Here is a 17,038-nt window from a genome sequence, read left to right as displayed (position 1 = left end):
CACGAGGAGGGCGTGAACACACAGGTCGGGCGGACGGCACGCCCATACGCGCCGTCCGCCCGACCGTCCAGGGAACTGAACCTGACCAGGTACAAGGCCAGGAAATTGGGTGGCAGCTACGAAACCACCGCGGGGTCAGCCGGCTTGGCCACCCTGTCCGCGTTGCCTTCGTCACCCACGGCGATCCCGCGCCGCTTGGAGATGTACACCGCGCCCACGATCACGAGGATCGCGAGGACGGCGATGAGTACCCGTACACCGACGCTCTTGTCGTCGCCGTACGAGAACTTGATGACCGCCGGCGCGATCAGCAGCGACACCAGATTCATCACCTTCAGCAGCGGGTTGATCGCCGGTCCCGCGGTGTCCTTGAAGGGGTCGCCGACCGTGTCGCCGATCACCGTCGCGGCGTGGGCCTCACTGCCCTTGCCGCCGTGGTGGCCGTCCTCGACGAGCTTCTTCGCGTTGTCCCACGCTCCACCGGAGTTGGCGAGGAACACCGCCATCAGCGTGCCGGTGCCGATCGCACCCGCGAGGAACGAGCCGAGCGCGCCGACCCCGAGCGTGAACCCGATCGCGATCGGGGTGAGGACGGCGAGCAGGCCGGGCGTGGCGAGTTCGCGCAGCGCGTCCTTGGTGCAGATGTCGACGACGCGCCCGTACTCGGGCTTCTCGGTGTAGTCCATGATCCCGGGGTGGTCGCGGAACTGCCGCCGCACCTCGTAGACCACGGCCCCGGCGGACCGCGAGACCGCGTTGATCGCCAGCCCCGAGAAGAGGAAGACGACCGCGGCGCCCGCGATGAGACCCACCAGGTTGTTGGGCTGCGAGATGTCCATCATCAGGTTCAGCGGCGCGCCCGCGCCGGAGACCTTCTCGCCCACTTCGCTCGCGGCCGTGGTGATCGCGTCACGGTACGAGCCGAAGAGCGCCGAGGCCGCGAGGACGGCCGTGGCGATGGCGATGCCCTTGGTGATGGCCTTGGTGGTGTTGCCGACGGCGTCCAGGTCGGTGAGCACCTGGGCGCCCGCGCCCGTGACGTCGCCGGACATCTCGGCGATGCCCTGCGCGTTGTCGGAGACCGGACCGAAGGTGTCCATGGCGACGATGACGCCGACCGTGGTGAGCAGACCGGTACCGGCCAGCGCCACCGCGAAGAGCGCCAGCATGATCGACGTACCGCCGAGCAGGAACGCCCCGTACACGCCGAGGCCGATCAACAAGGCAGTGTAGACGGCCGATTCGAGACCCACGGAGATACCGGCGAGGACGACGGTGGCCGCGCCGGTGAGCGAGGTCTTGCCGATGTCCCGCACGGGACGGCGGGTGGTCTCGGTGAAGTAGCCGGTCAGCTGCTGGATCAGCGCGGCCAGCACGATTCCGATCGCGACGGCGACGAGCGCGAGGATCCGCGGGTCGCCGTCCTTGGCCCTGATCGCCGCGTCCGTGACGCCGTCCAGATCGGCGTACTTCCCCGGGAGGTAGATGAAGACGGCCGCGGCCACCAACGCCAGCGAGATCACCGCGGAGATGAAGAAGCCACGGTTGATCGCGGACATGCCACTGCGGTCGGAGCGCCGGGGCGCCACCGCGAAGATGCCGACCATCGCGGTGAGTACGCCGATCGCGGGCACGATCAGCGGGAACGCGAGCCCGGAGTCGCCGAACGCCGCCTTGCCGAGGATCAGCGCGGCGACGAGCGTGACGGCGTAGGACTCGAAGAGGTCGGCCGCCATGCCCGCGCAGTCGCCGACGTTGTCGCCCACGTTGTCGGCGATGGTCGCGGCATTGCGCGGATCGTCCTCCGGAATGCCCTGCTCGACCTTGCCGACCAGGTCGGCGCCGACGTCGGCGGCCTTGGTGAAGATGCCGCCTCCGACACGCATGAACATGGCGATCAGCGCGGCACCGAGACCGAAGCCCTCCAGGACCTTCGGCGCGTCGGCGGCGTACACCAGCACCACACAGGAGGCGCCCAGCAGACCGAGCCCCACCGTGAACATGCCGACGACGCCGCCCGTGCGGAAAGCGATCTTCATGGCTTTGTGCGAGACGGCGGTGAGATCCTTTTCGGGCTCACCCTCCGCCGGGGTCGCTTCCCTTGCCGCGGCGGCCACGCGGACATTGCTCCGTACCGCGAGCCACATACCGATATAACCGGTGGTCGCCGAGAACGCCGCGCCGATCAAGAAGAAGATCGATCGGCCCGCACGCTGGTTCCAGTCGTCCGCGGGCAGCAGCATGAGCAGGAAGAACACCACGACGGCGAATACGCCGAGCGTGCGCATCTGCCGTCCCAGGTAGGCATTCGCGCCTTCCTGGATCGCCGTTGCGATCTTCTTCATGCTGTCGGTGCCCTCGCCCGCCGCGAGCACCTGGCGCACCAGGACCCCGGCGACCACGAGCGCCGCCAGCGCGACGGCCCCGATGACCATCACGATGAGACGGTTGTCGTCGGTCAGTACTGCGGCTGCGAAGGTTGTGGGTTGGTCAAACTGATGAGGGGTAGAAAGCCCCGCCATTCGTCCTCCTTGACGCCTGTGCTGAGCTCAAGATGTGGACGGATTGTAGGTACCCGAACCTGATCAAAACAGTGCGCGGTAAACGGAATTAGCCTTCACATGCTCTTCAGCAAATGATCGACGGCTGTCCACGGAACCCGAAAGAGGTAATGCCCCAAAAGCGTTGACGCTTGATCCAATAATCGCGTGATTGATCGTGAATCAATTCACGAAATGGCGGGGGCGCGGCCAGAGCACACGAAAAGGGCCCTGCTGAGCAGGGCCCTTCGGGTCTGTTACGAGGGTGAGGTCGGAGATGGGCTCGGGGGTGAGATCAGGGATGAGCTCGCGGTGCGGTCAGGGAACGAGCGTGGCCGGCGGCGTGGTCGGCCAGCTCATCTTGATCAGTCCGCCGTTCTCCCCGGCGGTGACTTCCACGTCGTCGACGAGGCCGCTGATGACCGCGAGGCCCATCTCGTCCTCCTCGGTCTCCGCGTCCGAGTCACCGGGGGAGGCGCCGGGCACCGTCCCCCCGAGAGCCGTATGGGGCGCCTCGTCGCCGACCTCGATGGAGAACTGCTTCTCCTCCTCGATCAGCATCACCCGCACCGGCGCCGAGATACCGCTGCTCTGGTGGAGTCCGACGGCACGGCTGCAGGCCTCGCCGACGGCGAGTCTGACCTCGTCGAGTACGGCCTCGTCCACTCCGGCCCTGCGCGCCACCGCTGCCGCCACCAGTCGGGCGGTCCTGACGTGCTCGGGCAGCGCGCTGAAGCGGAGTTCAACGGTGGCCATGCATCCCCCTCAGAACTACGGGCGTGCTGTCAGGGGGACGGGCCGTGGGCCCAGTCCCCCCACTTCTGCGGGCCCGGGCCCACGGCCCGGGAAGACCGGTGTCAGTCGGTGGCGTTGACCGCCTCCTCCACCGAGGTGTGAATCGGGAACACCTTGGTGAGACCGGTAATACGGAAGATCTTCAGAATGCGCTCCTGGTTGCAGACCAGTCGCAGGGAGCCCTCATGGGCCCGTACGCGCTTCAGGCCGCCCACCAACACGCCGAGACCGGTGGAGTCGAGGAAGTCGACGCCCTCCATGTCGACGACAAGGTGGAAACTGCCGTCGTTCACCAGCTCGACCAGCTGCTCACGCAGCTTGGGCGCGGTATATACATCGATTTCGCCGCCGACCTCGACGACCGTACGGTCGCCGTTAGGGCCGGGCACATTGCGAGTCGACAGGGACAGGTCCACGGATCCTCCAGCACCTTGCTATCGAGCGGTCGCCCCATGGGACACCTCGGCAGAGCCCCCGGGACGGTTCGCCAGCCGCGATGGCATTCAATCACTTACCGGCAGGCGTGCACGACGCCTTAGGCCCATTGTCCGTCACGCCAGTGACACACTCGATGCCGATGGCCAAGAATCACCGATCCGATCGATCCCCGACGGACACCGCTTCCCGCCCCTCGCCAGGCACGGTCCTGGACCGGCTCGCCTCGGGACCGAGCCGGGCTTCGCGCATCACTCATACGGAGCACTTGCCCCCGCGCGAGGGCCGCCATGCCGTCTGGCCCGACCGGATCCGCTCGGAGGTCATCGCGGCGGTGCAGGCCGCGGGCATCGAACACCCCTGGGCCCACCAGGCACGCGCCGCCGAGCACGCCCTGGACGGCGAGTCGGTGATCGTCGCTACGGGCACCGCCTCCGGCAAGTCCCTGGCGTATCTCGCCCCGGTCCTGACGGCCCTCCTGGACGGCTCCGAGGCCCCGAACGGCCGCGGCGCCACCGCGCTGTACCTGGCCCCGACGAAGGCCCTCGCGGCCGACCAGTGCCGCTCCGTGAAGGAACTTTCACAAACTTTGGGCAATGCCGTACGCCCAGCCGTGTACGACGGGGACACTCCCTTCGAAGAACGCGAATGGGTGCGTCAGTACGCCAACTACGTCCTGACCAACCCCGACATGCTGCACCGCGGGATATTGCCCTCCCACCCCCGCTGGTCCTCCTTCCTGCGCGCCCTGCGCTACGTCGTCATCGACGAGTGCCACACCTACCGCGGCGTCTTCGGCTCCCACGTCGCCCAGGTGCTGCGCCGCCTACGCCGTCTGTGCGCCCGCTACGGCGCCTCACCCGTCTTCCTGCTGGCCTCCGCGACCGCCGCCGAGCCGTCGGTCGCGGCGCGCCGGCTGACCGGCCTCCCGGTCGTCGAGGTCGCGGACGACGCCTCCCCTCGCGGGGAACTGGTGTTCGCCCTCTGGGAGCCCCCGCTCACCGAGCTGCACGGCGAGAAGGGCGCACCCGTTCGGCGTACCGCCACCGCCGAGACGGCTGATCTTCTGACGGACCTCACCGTCCAGGGCATGCGCTCGATCGCCTTCGTACGGTCCCGCCGGGGCGCCGAGCTGATCTCGGTGATCGCCCAGGAGCGGCTGGCCGAGGTCGACCGCTCGCTGGCCCGGCGCGTGGCCGCCTACCGCGGCGGCTACCTCCCCGAGGAACGCCGCGCCCTCGAGCGCGCCCTGCACTCCGGCGAACTCCTCGGCCTCGCCGCCACCACCGCCCTGGAGCTCGGCGTCGACGTCTCCGGGCTGGACGCCGTCGTCATCGCCGGTTACCCGGGCACCCGCGCGTCCCTGTGGCAGCAGGCGGGCCGCGCGGGCCGCTCCGGGCAGGGCGCGCTGGCGATCCTCGTCGCCCGCGACGACCCGCTGGACACCTTCCTCGTCCATCACCCCGAGGCCCTGTTCGACCGGCCGGTGGAGTCCACCGTCCTCGACCCCGACAACCCGTACGTCCTCGCCCCGCACCTGTGCGCCGCCGCCTCCGAAATCCCGCTCACGGACGACGACCTTGAGCTCTTCGGTCCCGCCACCGCCGACCTGCTGCCGCAGCTGGAGGCCGCGAAGCTGCTGCGCCGCAGGACGAAGGCCTGGCACTGGACGCGCCGGGAGCGGGCCGCCGACCTGACCGACATCCGCGGCGAGGGCGGCAGCCCAGTGCAGGTCGTCGAGGCCGGGACCGGGCGGCTGCTCGGCACGGTCGACGCCGGCGCCGCGCACACGACGGTCCACGAGGGCGCGGTCCACCTGCACCAGGGCCGTACGTACCTGGTGCGCACGCTGGATCTGGAGGACTCCGTCGCACTCGTCGAGGAGGCCAACCCGCCGTATTCGACGGTCGCCCGCGACACGACGTCCATCTCCGTCCTGGAGACCGATGTCGAAGTTCCCTGGGGCGAGGGCCGGTTGTGCTACGGATCCGTCGAAGTCACCAACCAAGTCGTCTCCTTCCTGCGTCGACGTGTCATCACCGGTGAAGTACTGGGCGAGACGAAACTCGACCTCCCTCCTCGTACGCTCCGCACCCGCGCCGTCTGGTGGACGGTCACCGAGGACCAGCTCGACGCGGCCCGGATCAACCCGGAGATCCTCGGCGGCGCCCTGCACGCCGCAGAGCACGCGTCGATCGGCATGCTGCCGCTCTTCGCCACGTGCGACCGCTGGGACATCGGCGGCGTGTCCATCCCGCTGCATCCCGACACCCTGCTGCCCACGGTCTTCGTGTACGACGGCCACCCCGGCGGCGCGGGCTTCGCGGAGCGTGCCTTCCACACCGCCCGCGCCTGGCTCACCGCCACCCGCCAGGCCATCGCCTCCTGCGAGTGCGATGCCGGCTGCCCGTCCTGCATCCAGTCCCCCAAGTGCGGCAACGGGAACGATCCCTTGCACAAGCGGGGGGCCGTACGGCTGCTCACGGAGTTGCTGCGGGCGGCACCGGAGGACTGAGCGCCTGTGGCGGCTCCGGGTCCGCCCGGGATGGGCCGCCAGGCGGGCCAGGGTCGACCGGCCCCGCAGGTCCAACCGGGCCGGGCTCAATCGGTCCTGCGGTGCCTGCCGAGCCGGGCTCAACCGGTAACCGGTCTCGTGGGGCCCGCCGGGTCGGGTTCGACCAGGCCTGCGGTGTCCGCCGGGCCGGGTTCGACCGGTCCTGCGGGGCCCGCCCGCGACCTGACCTCCGCGGCGAACGGTCCCCTGCCGGACGCCGCCGTCACGTCCGAGATCTCGCCCTCGACCACGCACCGGACGAGCCGTGCGCGCTGGGCCCGTGCCACTCGATCCGCGTTGGCGCAGGCCGTGGTCGCGCCGTCCATCCAGTGGTCCGCCGCGGCGAGTGCCGCCAAGTCGGCCGCCCCCGCCGCGCGGTGGCGGACCACGACGACCTGCCCCATGGCCAGGACCGCCCCGAACACGACACACAGCACGGCGATCGCCCCGACGGTCCAGACGGTCGCCGATCCTCTGTCAGAGGCAAGGGTCCGTGGGCTCCAGGGGGTACGCACGCCTCTGGGGGTGCGTGTGTGCGGGAGGGCCTGCGTGTCGCGGAGGGGCGGTATACCCCGGGAAGTCCGCGTGTCCCCGGAAGTACGCGCGTGCCGGAGGGGCCGCGTGGCCCAACCACCTCCCGTCATTTGCCCACCACCCCCACCGTCTCCTCCGCCAGAGCCACGGCTTCGTCGCTCAGCTCCACGGACAGCGCGTCGGGACCCGGCGCACTCGCGTTGACCGTCACCCGGACCAGATCGTCCTCCCGGCTCACGGTGACCCGCGCGCCGCGCGGTGCCGCCCGGCGGGTCGTCGCCAGGACCGTGCCGGGCGGGTCCTGGCGCGCCGCCGCGCGGGCACCCGCCCTCGCCGCGTCCACGCACTGGATCTGCGCGGACGCGGCGAGCAGTGCCCACACCAATGCCATTCCGACGAGCACCAGCGAGGGCAGCACCACGGCGGCCTCGGCGGTCACGAATCCACGGTCCCGGCGCCGGGCGGGACCCTGCGCCGCCTGTTCACGCCCGGACGAAGCGGCCGGACCACTCACCACCCGTTCCCACCCGGACGAAGCGGCCGGACCCCGCAGCACCCGATCACATCCGGAAGCAGCGGCCGGACCCCGCGGCACCCGATCACATCCGCACATTGAGCGCCCGCCCCACGATGCCCTGCAGCTCCTCGCTGACCTGCCCGCTCGTCACCACCTTGTACAGCACGGCCGCGAAGGCCACCGCCGCGATGATCCCCACCGCGTACTCGGAGGTGACCATGCCCGCGTCCCTCCGCGCCGCCAGACCGAGCAGCCACGTCCGCGCCCGAGCACGTCCTCGTACGAGTCCTCGTACCGTCTTGCGCATTTCAACCCCCGTAAGGTTCAAGCCTGTTGATCAGGTGTCGTTCACCGCATTCCGTCGCCGTCGCCCGTCATCCACCACCTCCTCGCAACAAGCCGTCGGCCAGCCCGATCACCACGGGCAGTACGCCGATCGCGATGAAGGCGGGCAGAAAGCACAGCCCCACGGGCGCGGTGACCATGACGGCCGCCCGGCGTGCCCGTGCCGTCGCGGTGCGCCCCCACTCGGCGCGGGCCTCTGTGGCAAGTCGCCCGACCGGCACGGCCGCCGGTACGCCCGACTCGCCCGCCCGCTCCAGCAGCCGCGCCAACGCCCTGGCACCCGGTATCGACGCCAACCTCCGCCAGGCCTCGGCCGGTTCACCGCCGAGCCGCACCTCGGCCGCGCCCCGCGCGAGTCGTTCTCCGACGGGCCCACCCAGGGCCTCACCCACGGCCTGGGCCGCCACCACGGGACCCGCCCCTGCCGCGATGCAGGCCGCCACCAGGTCCGCCGCGAGCGGGAGTTGCCGGGCGGCGCGCCCCGCGTCGTACTCCTCCACCGGCGCAACGCGCCGCTGCCGGCGCCACCGCCAGACTCCGAACCCGGCCGCCAGTCCCACCAGAACCCCGGCAGGACCGCCGACCAGCACCCAGCCTGCGCACACCGCACTCGCCACCGGCAGCCATCGCCGCACCGTGATTCGGGCCTCGAAGCGCCGCCGTTCGGTAACCGCCTTCTCCAAGGCCAGCAATTCGGCCAGCCTCCTGCGCGCTGTCCGCTCGCGCCGCGCCGCCCCGAGCGACTGGAGCAGCCAGCCGAGCGCCAGCGCACCGCACACCACCGCCCCCAGCCTGTGGACAACTTCCGCGCTCATGCCGTCTCCGCTCCTCTCACGATCCCCAGCGCCCACCACAGCCCCACGCCCTCCAGCACTCCGCCGACCAGCAGACAGCCGAGGCCGGCGCCGGTGTGGAGCAGCACCTGCAGCGGATCGGCGCCCAGCGCGGTGCCGAGCAGGAGTCCCAGGGCCGGCAGCCCCGCGAGCATCACCGCCGTCGACCGCGATCCCGCCAACTGGGCGCGGAGATCGGCTCGTTGGTCCCGCTCAGCACGGAGCGCCCCCTCCAGGCGGTCGAGACCTGCCGCCAGGCCCGCGCCCCGGTCCACCGCCACGCGCCAGCACGCGGCGAGACCCACCAGCCCGTCGGCCCCCGGCTGCCGTGCCGCGTCGGTGAGCGCGCCCGGCACATCCCCGCCGAACCTCGCCGCCGCCAGCACCACCGCCTGCGCCTCGCCCAACCCACCCGAGTCACGCGCGGCCCTGAGCAGCGCCTCACCCGGCTGCCGCCCCGCCCGCACCTCCCCGGCGAGGGCTCCGCACAGGGCGATCACCGCATCGCCCCGGCGCTCTCGCTCGCGCCGCGCCTCCCCGGCCCGCCGTACCCGCCGGAGCAGCGGCACTCCCGCTGCCCCGAGAAGCAGCGGCAGCACCGACGCGCCCAGCAGCGCGATCACCGACCCGGCGACGACCAGCCACCCTTCGGCCCGCAGTCGCCCGCGCACCCGCCGCCATCCGACAAGCGCCCTCGCCCACGACGGCGGACCGGTCGCCACCACCCCGCCGCCCGCGCACAGCAACCGCGCCCTGCGGGCCCCCGAGTCCCAGCCGCCCATCAAGCAGGCCACCGCCCCGGCACACGCCATGGCCGCCCCCACCGACATCTCACCGACCTCCACCACAACAGCCCCTCTCCTCACTCCCGTCACCGACCTTCGCCACGACAGACACTCGCCTCACTCCCGTCACCGAGTTCCGTCACCACAGCCCGCTCCCCTCGCTCCCGTCGCGAAGCAGCCCCCGCAGCCGCTCCCACCCCCGCTCGTACGCGAAGGCCTCCGCGCCCCACCGCAGCGCCGGCACCGTCACCACCAGCCCCGACGGGTCGCGCTCCAGCACATGGACCTCGGCGATCCGCCGCTGCCCGGCCCGGTCGCGTACGAGATGCAGGACCACGGACAACGCCGCCGCCAACTGGCTGTGCAGGGCGGCCCGGTCGAGCCCTGCGGCGGTGCCCAGTGCCTCCAGGCGGGCCGGGACCTGTGCCGCCGCGTTCGCGTGCACCGTGCCGCAGCCGCCCTCGTGGCCGGTGTTCAGCGCGGCCAGCAGGGAGACGACCTCCGGCCCGCGCACCTCGCCGACGACCAGCCGGTCCGGTCTCATGCGCAGGGCCTGGCGGACCAGGTCCTGGAGGGCAACCAGCCCGACACCCTCCTGGTTCGCGGGCCGTCCCTCCAGGCGCACCACATGGGGATGGTCGGGCCGCAGCTCCGCCGAGTCCTCGGCGAGCACGATCCGCTCCCCGGGGCCGACCAGCCCCAGCAGCGCGCTCAGCAGAGTCGTCTTGCCGAACCTGAGACAGGGACACCACTAAGGCGTCATGCTGGCTGGCATGAGCCCAACTCTTCGCTCCTCAATCGACGTTGCCGCTGGCGGGCGCACCCGCGCGGTCATCTACTGCCGTATCAGCCAGGACCGCACGGGCGCCGGCCTCGGCGTCGACCGGCAGCGCGAGGACTGCGAGGCCCTCGCGGAACGTAACGGCTGGGACGTCGTCGAGGTGTACGTCGACAACGATGTGAGCGCGTACAGCGGGAAGAAGCGCAAGGGATACGTGCGGATGCTCGACGACCTCGAGCAGGGCACCGCCACCGTCGTCATCGTCTGGCACACCGACCGGCTGCACCGCTCGACCACCGAGCTGGAGAAGTACATCGACCTGTGCGAGAAGCGCGGCGTGTCCACGCACACCGTCCAGGCCGGGAAGCTCGACCTCGCCACACCGTCCGGGCGGATGACCGCGCGAATCCTCGGCGCCGTCGCCAAGCAGGAATCCGAACACAAGGGTGAGCGCGTCGCCCGTGCCCGCCAGCAGAAGGCGATGGCCGGCGAATGGGCGGGCGGCATGCGGCCGTTCGGGTGGGGCGTGCCCACCGGCGAGACGGTCAAGCGCGTCGCCCGGAAGACGGGCGAGGAATCCGAGGTGCCCGTCCTCGACATGACCAAGCCCGTCCCCGAGGAGGCAGCCGCCGTCCTGCACTGGACGGACACGCTCCTGTCCGGCGGCTCGGTCCGCTCGTGCGTGAAGTGGTGCGCAGACAAGGGCTTCACGACCCCGCGCGGGTACGCGATCACCCATCAGGATCTGCGGGACATGCTGGTGCGCCCGAGGAACGCCGGGATCGCCGTCTATCGCGGCGAGGAGGTCGGCCGCGGGAAGTGGGAGCCGATCGTCCCGGAGGAGAAGTTCAGGGCCGTCGTGGCGATCCTGAAGGATCCGTCACGCAAGACGAACGTGGGCGCCCAGCCGAAGTGGGTGGGCTCACTGCTGTACCTGTGCGGCCGAGAAGGCTGCGGCGGCGGGATGACGGTCACCCAGTCTGGCGGCCGCCAGTACCCCAGCTACAAGTGCCCGACCGGGCACGGCGGCGGACGGCGGGCGGAGAAGGTCGACCAGTACGTCGAGGACGTCATCGTCGAGCGGCTGTCACGGGACGACGCGCAAGACCTGCTGCTGCCCGGCCCGGACGACGTGGACGTCGCCGGCCTGCAGGCAGAGAGCGAGCAGATCCGCCGCCGCATGACCGACCTCGCGGGCCTGTTCGGCGCAGGGCAGTTGGAGCTGGCCCCGTTTACGGAGGGCATGGAGGCGGCGCGCGCTCAGCTGGACGGTGTCACCAAGCAGTTGGCCCGTGCGGCGACGGTGGACCCGCTCGTCGACCTGGTGGGGGCGCCGGACGTGCGGAAAGCGTGGAAGGCGCTGGAGCTGGAGCGGAAGCGCGGCGTGCTGCGCGCCCTCGTCACCGTCACGCTCACGACGCCACGGCAAGGGCGCATGCCCGACGGCGGGTACTTCGACTACGACGCCGTGCAGTTCGAGTGGAAGCGGGGCTAGGGGATCTAGGCCGATTCGTCGACGACCCTCAAATGGCGCAAGTGCTTGAGGGGAATGATGATCCCGCGCTTCCCGTGATCGACGCCCTGCTGGTATGCGGCCATGATCCTGTCCTGTGCATCGTCCTCGATCGCTGACAGGCTCTCAAAGAGATCCGCCTGCCCCAGCTTTAGCTCAAGCTGCTTGGCCGTGAGCTCCATACGCCAGGCCGCGGCCTCCAGGCGGTCGGCCTCAACCGCCGCGCATGCGATCTCGAGGCGCTGACGAGCTTCCCGTGCTTCCTGCTCAAGCATGCGTTGGGCTAGGAGGCGCTCCAGCTCCAGCTTCTCAGCCCGAAGGGCTGTGATGTGGGCCTGACGCTGCGTATGGAGGATGTCCAACTGGATTTTCTCCTGCTGGAGTTCCCGGATCTGCGCTCTCCGTTTTTCGATCTCTCGGCCCCTGCGCCACAGCGTGATTCTAAGGAAGGGGACAGGCGCCCACAGGCCTCCCGTGATTCCGATCCAGGCGCCTGTGGCAGGCCAGACCGGCATCCAGGTCGTATCCCAGACGAGGGCGCATATCGCCGCCCCGACGGCCACGGCGGCGCATACGCGTCGCGCTATGTAGACCGCTCCAAGCAGTTTGTTGTTGCAGGCCCGGCAGTCATCCCGGCAACCTGACCCGTCCTCGTGTCTCACGCGCTCCTCCTCGAAGCGTGTTGCTCGTCTGGCTCGGCCAACGCTTTCGCCATGGCCACGAACGCTTCGATCTTGTCGGGCGCAGTGATCCCGAGGGATCGGGCCACCTCCCTGGGATCGATCTCCTGCGGAGGGCGCAATTCCTCATAGGAAAGCGCACGTTCGGAGAGCACGCCGGCCTCGACCAGCATGCGTCCAACTTCCAGGTTCAAAGCGTCGGCCAGAGACTCGAAGAACTTGGGGTCAGGGATTGTCTGGCCAGCCAGCATTCTGCTGACGCTGGCGTGGGACATCCCTGCCTTCTCGGCGAGGGCCTTCTTGCCTCCGCCACGGGGGCTGTCAATGTCGTAGCCCGCGGCCCTGGCCGCGTCTGAGACGTATTCCCCGAACTTCTGGACCCGCGTGGGGGCGGGGTCTCCTTCGGTCGTCATACGTACACGCTAGCAAGCAAGTACGTGCGCCGCTAGAAGCACCTGAGGACGCTACACCGTGTCACAGGACTGCTACAGGGCCAGACTGAGGCTTAGCTTCCTTGCAAGAACGCTAAACGCGGGTCTAACGTACTTCCTAGCACGGACGTACATCGTCCGTTCGAGCAAGGAGTCATCCATGTCCCACTACCGCCTTCGCGTCGAGCGGCTGCGCTCAGCAGCGGCAGCGAAGGGCGATCTCACGAGCTACGCGATCTGGAAGCGCACCGGAGTTGCCCAGTCCACGCTGTCGCGGCTTCGCCGTGGCATCGCGAAGCCCGCGGCCGAGACCTTGCTCGTCCTCTCGCAGACCTACGGGCTGAGCGTCGACGAGCTCATTGACCGAGAAAACGGCGACGGCGTCGGTGCTGGAACACCGACGCCGCTTGCCGAGCGCACTACCGAATCCACTGGCAAGTAGAAGAGAGCACGCCATGCACAGCGTAATCCCCGAGGCGCCGATGACGTCGCCTGCCCCGACCGCCCAGCGCCACGCGCTCACGCCCGACCAGGTCTGTGACCTCCCGATGGACGAGCTGCTCGCACGGGTGAACGGCAGCCTCAACACCATCGACACCGAGAAGGCTCTGTACGCCGGCCTCGACACGACCCGATTCCTCGGCTACGTCGTCGACCGCCCTTCCGGGATCACCGTGTTCACCCCGGACAACGCAACCGAGGCCGCGCGCGACGTCGCCATCCGTTACCTCGTCACCCAGCACCTCGGCCTGCCGACGCACCTCTTCCCCGACATCTTCGAGGTCACCGTCTTCACGGGCTCGAACCTCGACGAGGTCCCGGCGTGACCGCCCAGACGAACACCACGGCGACCGGGGTGTCCACCACCGTGGACACCCTCGGCCGCCCGGCCGACTACTGGGAGCGCGTCCGCCGCATCGTCGACCAGGCCCCGCCCCTCACCGACGACCAGCGCGCACGCATCCGTGCCGCCTTCCACCAGCCCGCAGCGCGGGAGGCGGCGTGAAGGACGCCCAGCGGCCCGAGTGCCGCCACTGGATCGGCGCCGAGCAGCGCCACTGCCGCGAGGGCGACGGCGTCCGCCTGTACATCCCCGGCCACCGTTGCCCCGCGCACACGCCCAGCGCCCTGCAGGGCAAGCCCGAACCCCCGACCGGCCCCGGCTGGCCCATCTTCCGCACGCAGGAGGCGAAGTGAGCGACCACAAGCAGCAGCTGGAAGCGGCGATGCTGGCCTTCAACGAGGCCGAGCGTCGGGAGTTCATGCTCCCCACCGCGACCCGCTGGCTCGGCCTCGACGGCCCGACGTACCTCCTCGGTGACGTCCGCGTGAGGACCTTCTTCGAGGACATTCACGGGCGGCACTGGGTCGACGCCTACCTCGCCGTCGAATCCCTCACCGGCATCGGCCGCCCGGACTCCGGCCACATGGAGATGTACCGGCAGCTGGCCATCGACATGGACGAGGCCCGCGACCTGTGGGTGTTCGCCGACACCCGCGGCAGGTGGAACGCCGTCATGGCACCCGTCGACCAGCTCGCCCGCAGGTGGGGCTACCCGCCGCCCGTGCGGCTGCCCGACGGGAACTGGGCGCGCGGCTGGCTCGACCTGCCCGACCGCACCGACGAGCAGGAACTCGCCTGGATCGCCCACGGCGGCAACCCGCTTCAGACCTACCGGGGCGGAGGCCTGCTGTGACCGAGCGCCGCCCCGGCCAGTGGCCGATCGAACCCAGCGGGGTCGCTCACGCCGACACCACCGACGACACGGCCACCCACGACGCGCTGTACGTGCAGCGCGCCGCAGAGAAGGCCCTGCACGAGATGGTCCTCGACTCCATCCGGCACGACCTGGAGCAGCAGCCCACCGGGCCGTCCGCCCAGGCCAAGGCCCGCATCTGGTGCGCCCACGTCCTCGCGATCGCCGACGAGGTCGCCGAGGTCAAGCGCCGAGCGGCCTGACCCGCGGGCGGGCGCCGCCACCCCCAACAGCGCCCGCCCGCCACACGAACCAACTGGCCCAGCTCGAAGAAGAGAGCACGTTCGTGACTGTCGGCATTCGAATCCCCGCCGAGCTCCCGGCCGCCGCCGAGACCTACGCCGCCGCCGGTATCAAGGTCTTCCGCGTCCGCCGGAACAAGACGCCTTACGCCAACTGTGCGCGCTGCGACAAGAACAGCAGCCTGTACGTCAAGCACCGCCCCGAGGACTGCCAGTGCGGTGTGCCCACCTGCCACGGCTTCCACGCCGCGACCACCGACCAGGCACTTATCCACAAGTGGTGGACAGAGGAGCCCGACGCCAACATCGGCGCGCCCTGCAAGCCGAACGGCTGGGCCGTCATCGACGTCGACCCCCGCAACGGCGGCTACAAGTCGCTGTGCAGGCTCGAGGAACGCGTCGGCGTACTGCCCGGCACCACCATGCAGATCACCGGAGGCGACGGCCTCCACATGCTGTACCAGTCCCCCGGCTTCGACCTGCCCGGCGAGCCGTTCGAGGGCATCGACTTCAAGCACAACGGCTACATCCTGCTCGCCCCGTCCGTGCACTCCTCCGGCTGCCGCTACCTGTGGCCCGGCACCCGGAACATCTTCTACAAGCCCGAGATCGCCTGGCCAGCAGCACTCCTGCCCCGTAAGGAACGCCCGGCCGCACCGGCGCCACGCCCAACAGCTCGGCCCGGCGACCTGCGCCACCCGTTCTGGAAGCGGACGGCCAGCCGCCCCGGCGGCGGAAAGATGTGGACCGTCGACCAACTCGTCCAGCACGTCCTGGACTCCGTGGCCGGGGACCGGAAGCACGGACGCAACAACTACTTCTACTTCGCAGCCTGCCGCGCGCACGAGCTCGCCGAGCAGGGGCTCATCGACCTCGGCGAGGCCGAGTCCGCCCTGCTTCACGCCGCGTCAGTCGTCGGACTCACCGACTCCGAGGCCCGCGCCTCCTTCGACAGCGCCGCCAGCCGGCCGAGCGACAAGGGGTACGCGGCGTGAGTACCGCCTTCGACGAGGACTTCGAGCGGCTCTTCGGAGAGGAGCCGCCCGAGGAACCGCCAGACCAGGAAGGACCGAACGGCAACCCCGTTCAGGACCGGCTCGCCGCCCTGCGCGCGGCCCGTGTCGACACCGACGGGCTCGACGATCTGCCCGACCCGGTGCCGCTCATCGAGGGCATCCTCTTTCGGGACTCCCTCGCCTGGATCTACGGCAAGCCCGGCTCGGGCAAGTCGTTCGTCGGCATCGACTGGGCGGGCTGCGTGGCGAACGGCCTGCCCTGGGCGGGCGTCCACGAAGTCAGCAAGGGCACCGTCCTGTACCTCGTCGCCGAAGGTACGTCGGGAATCCGCCGCCGCGTCCGGGCGTGGGAGCGGCACACCAGCATCCGCATGGGCGACGTGACGTTCCTGCCGATCGCCGTGCAGCTGCTGCACGGCACGGACCTGCGGGCACTGGAACTGCTCGTACAGGAGATGCGGCCGGCGTTCATCGTCATTGACACGCAGGCTCGTTGCACCGTCGGCGCCAACGAGAACGACAACGGCGAGATGGGCCAGGTCGTCGCCGCCGCGGACGAGCTGCGCAAAGCATCCGGCGCCTGCGTCCTGTTGATCCACCACTCGGGACGCAATGGCGAGAACATGCGCGGCGCCTCGGCCTTCGACGGCGCGGCCACCTCCATCATCAAGGTCACCAAGAACGAGGAGTACGTCGAAGTCCAGTGCGACAAGCAGAAGGACGTCGAGGACTTCGACACCGTCTTCCTCAAGATGCAGCCCGTCCTTGAGTCCTGCGTGCTCATCAACCGGACCGCGAGCCCGGCCGAGGAGAACCAGCTGTCGAAGACCGAGCAGCGGATCCTCGACGTGATGCACGAGGTGTTCCCGACCGAGTCGGTGTCTCGTGCCCGCCTGGTCGACGTCGCCGAGATGGCGTCCAGCACCGTCTACCGGGCGGTCGCCAAGCTCGAACGGCTGGGCTACCTGGTCAAGACGGGCAGTGAGACCCGGCCTAGCTGGCGCCTGTCCTCCGCTACCGCCAGTGCACAGGACGGTGACGCAGCGTGAGAAAACTTCCCATTTTCGCCGTGGGAATTTCCCCCGCCCGGGAGCCCCAACTTCCCACCCTCACCAACTAATTCCCAGCTACCTCACAGCCACTGACCTGCGAACTTCCCAACTTCCCATCTTCTTCCCAGCGGCCCGCCCAAATTCCCACCCACCCCCCCTCTCTTAGGGGGGTGGGAAGTGGGAAAAGTGGGAGCCGCGGGACCGGTGGGACTGCCCGAGAAGGAGAGA

20 protein-coding genes and 1 pseudogene are annotated in these 17,038 nt (G+C 70.1%); 10 read left to right on the top strand and 11 right to left on the bottom strand.

Going from position 1 to position 17,038, the window contains the following annotated elements:
- Window positions 1-116: 116 nt before the first annotated feature.
- From ACFY0T_RS09810 to bldG, 3 genes are all read right to left on the bottom strand, one after another.
- Window positions 117-2,522, bottom strand: a complete 2,406-nt coding sequence (locus ACFY0T_RS09810; RefSeq protein ID WP_388866674.1) for a sodium-translocating pyrophosphatase — start codon at window positions 2,520-2,522, stop codon at window positions 117-119.
- 336 nt (window positions 2,523-2,858) lie between these two features.
- On the bottom strand, window positions 2,859-3,296 hold the full coding sequence (locus ACFY0T_RS09805) for an ATP-binding protein (RefSeq protein ID WP_388866671.1): 438 nt from the start codon (window positions 3,294-3,296) through the stop codon (window positions 2,859-2,861).
- Window positions 3,297-3,397: 101 nt separating this feature from the next.
- Window positions 3,398-3,751, bottom strand: coding sequence for an anti-sigma factor antagonist BldG (bldG, locus tag ACFY0T_RS09800; protein ID WP_099504946.1), 354 nt, complete (start codon window positions 3,749-3,751; stop codon window positions 3,398-3,400).
- 80 nt (window positions 3,752-3,831) lie between these two features.
- On the opposite strand from bldG, the gene ACFY0T_RS09795 reads away from it, so the two are divergent.
- On the top strand, window positions 3,832-6,285 hold the full coding sequence (locus tag ACFY0T_RS09795) for a DEAD/DEAH box helicase (RefSeq protein ID WP_388866668.1): 2,454 nt from the start codon (window positions 3,832-3,834) through the stop codon (window positions 6,283-6,285).
- Between the two features lie 119 nt (window positions 6,286-6,404).
- Here ACFY0T_RS09795 and ACFY0T_RS09790 read toward each other — a convergent pair whose 3' ends face one another.
- The 6 genes and pseudogenes from ACFY0T_RS09790 to ACFY0T_RS09765 all read right to left on the bottom strand — a co-directional run.
- The gene (locus ACFY0T_RS09790; protein ID WP_388866665.1) at window positions 6,405-6,839 is read right to left on the bottom strand and encodes an Rv3654c family TadE-like protein; all 435 of its coding nucleotides are present in this window, start codon (window positions 6,837-6,839) and stop codon (window positions 6,405-6,407) included.
- A 125-nt stretch (window positions 6,840-6,964) separates the two neighbouring features.
- Window positions 6,965-7,372 carry a TadE family type IV pilus minor pilin gene (locus ACFY0T_RS09785; protein ID WP_388866662.1) on the bottom strand — a complete coding sequence of 136 codons (408 nt, stop codon included), beginning with the start codon at window positions 7,370-7,372 and terminating at the stop codon, window positions 6,965-6,967.
- Between the two features lie 85 nt (window positions 7,373-7,457).
- On the bottom strand, window positions 7,458-7,682 hold the full coding sequence (locus ACFY0T_RS09780) for a DUF4244 domain-containing protein (protein ID WP_388866659.1): 225 nt from the start codon (window positions 7,680-7,682) through the stop codon (window positions 7,458-7,460).
- A gap of 67 nt (window positions 7,683-7,749) precedes the next feature.
- Window positions 7,750-8,535, bottom strand: a complete 786-nt coding sequence (locus ACFY0T_RS09775) for a type II secretion system F family protein (protein WP_388866656.1) — start codon at window positions 8,533-8,535, stop codon at window positions 7,750-7,752.
- Window positions 8,532-9,383, bottom strand: coding sequence for a type II secretion system F family protein (locus ACFY0T_RS09770; RefSeq protein WP_388867045.1), 852 nt, complete (start codon window positions 9,381-9,383; stop codon window positions 8,532-8,534). Before ACFY0T_RS09770 ends, ACFY0T_RS09775 begins: the two co-directional genes overlap by 4 nt.
- Window positions 9,384-9,477: 94 nt before the next feature.
- Window positions 9,478-10,068: pseudogene (locus ACFY0T_RS09765) on the bottom strand (ATPase, T2SS/T4P/T4SS family); the annotation flags it as partial.
- A 43-nt stretch (window positions 10,069-10,111) separates the two neighbouring features.
- Here ACFY0T_RS09765 and ACFY0T_RS09760 point away from each other — a divergent pair.
- Entirely contained in the window at window positions 10,112-11,614 is a 1,503-nt protein-coding gene (locus ACFY0T_RS09760; protein ID WP_388866653.1) for a recombinase family protein, read from the top strand.
- 5 nt (window positions 11,615-11,619) lie between these two features.
- On the opposite strand, the gene ACFY0T_RS09755 is transcribed toward ACFY0T_RS09760, so the two are convergent.
- Entirely contained in the window at window positions 11,620-12,294 is a 675-nt protein-coding gene (locus ACFY0T_RS09755; RefSeq protein ID WP_388866650.1) for a hypothetical protein, read from the bottom strand.
- Window positions 12,291-12,725, bottom strand: a complete 435-nt coding sequence (locus ACFY0T_RS09750; protein ID WP_388866647.1) for a helix-turn-helix domain-containing protein — start codon at window positions 12,723-12,725, stop codon at window positions 12,291-12,293. Before ACFY0T_RS09750 ends, ACFY0T_RS09755 begins: the two co-directional genes overlap by 4 nt.
- Window positions 12,726-12,903: 178 nt before the next feature.
- Between ACFY0T_RS09750 and ACFY0T_RS09745 the strand changes: the two genes are divergently transcribed.
- The 8 genes from ACFY0T_RS09745 to ACFY0T_RS09710 all read left to right on the top strand — a co-directional run bounded on the left by ACFY0T_RS09745 (window position 12,904) and on the right by ACFY0T_RS09710 (window position 16,807).
- Window positions 12,904-13,185 carry a helix-turn-helix domain-containing protein gene (locus ACFY0T_RS09745; RefSeq protein WP_388866644.1) on the top strand — a complete coding sequence of 94 codons (282 nt, stop codon included), beginning with the start codon at window positions 12,904-12,906 and terminating at the stop codon, window positions 13,183-13,185.
- A 13-nt stretch (window positions 13,186-13,198) separates the two neighbouring features.
- A complete protein-coding gene (locus ACFY0T_RS09740) occupies window positions 13,199-13,570 on the top strand; it encodes a hypothetical protein (RefSeq protein WP_388866642.1) in 372 nt (123 codons plus the stop codon).
- Window positions 13,567-13,749, top strand: coding sequence for a hypothetical protein (locus ACFY0T_RS09735; protein ID WP_388866639.1), 183 nt, complete (start codon window positions 13,567-13,569; stop codon window positions 13,747-13,749). Before ACFY0T_RS09740 ends, ACFY0T_RS09735 begins: the two co-directional genes overlap by 4 nt.
- The gene (locus tag ACFY0T_RS09730) at window positions 13,746-13,940 is read left to right on the top strand and encodes a hypothetical protein (RefSeq protein WP_388866636.1); all 195 of its coding nucleotides are present in this window, start codon (window positions 13,746-13,748) and stop codon (window positions 13,938-13,940) included. The genes ACFY0T_RS09735 and ACFY0T_RS09730 overlap by 4 nt, the downstream gene beginning before the upstream one ends.
- Window positions 13,937-14,440 (top strand): hypothetical protein, encoded by a 504-nt coding sequence (locus ACFY0T_RS09725; RefSeq protein ID WP_388866634.1) that lies wholly within the window; start codon window positions 13,937-13,939, stop codon window positions 14,438-14,440. Before ACFY0T_RS09730 ends, ACFY0T_RS09725 begins: the two co-directional genes overlap by 4 nt.
- A complete protein-coding gene (locus ACFY0T_RS09720; RefSeq protein WP_388866631.1) occupies window positions 14,437-14,703 on the top strand; it encodes a hypothetical protein in 267 nt (88 codons plus the stop codon). Before ACFY0T_RS09725 ends, ACFY0T_RS09720 begins: the two co-directional genes overlap by 4 nt.
- A gap of 83 nt (window positions 14,704-14,786) precedes the next feature.
- Window positions 14,787-15,737: a bifunctional DNA primase/polymerase gene (locus ACFY0T_RS09715; protein ID WP_388866628.1), complete on the top strand. Its 951-nt coding sequence runs from the start codon at window positions 14,787-14,789 to the stop codon at window positions 15,735-15,737.
- Window positions 15,734-16,807: an AAA family ATPase gene (locus ACFY0T_RS09710; protein WP_388866625.1), complete on the top strand. Its 1,074-nt coding sequence runs from the start codon at window positions 15,734-15,736 to the stop codon at window positions 16,805-16,807. The genes ACFY0T_RS09715 and ACFY0T_RS09710 overlap by 4 nt, the downstream gene beginning before the upstream one ends.
- Window positions 16,808-17,038: the final 231 nt, after the last annotated feature.

This window comes from Streptomyces sp. NPDC001530 (assembly GCF_042894545.1).
Classification (GTDB): domain Bacteria; phylum Actinomycetota; class Actinomycetes; order Streptomycetales; family Streptomycetaceae; genus Streptomyces.
Note: the sequence above shows the minus strand (reverse complement) of the source record. Positions and strands in the feature narration are given on the sequence as shown.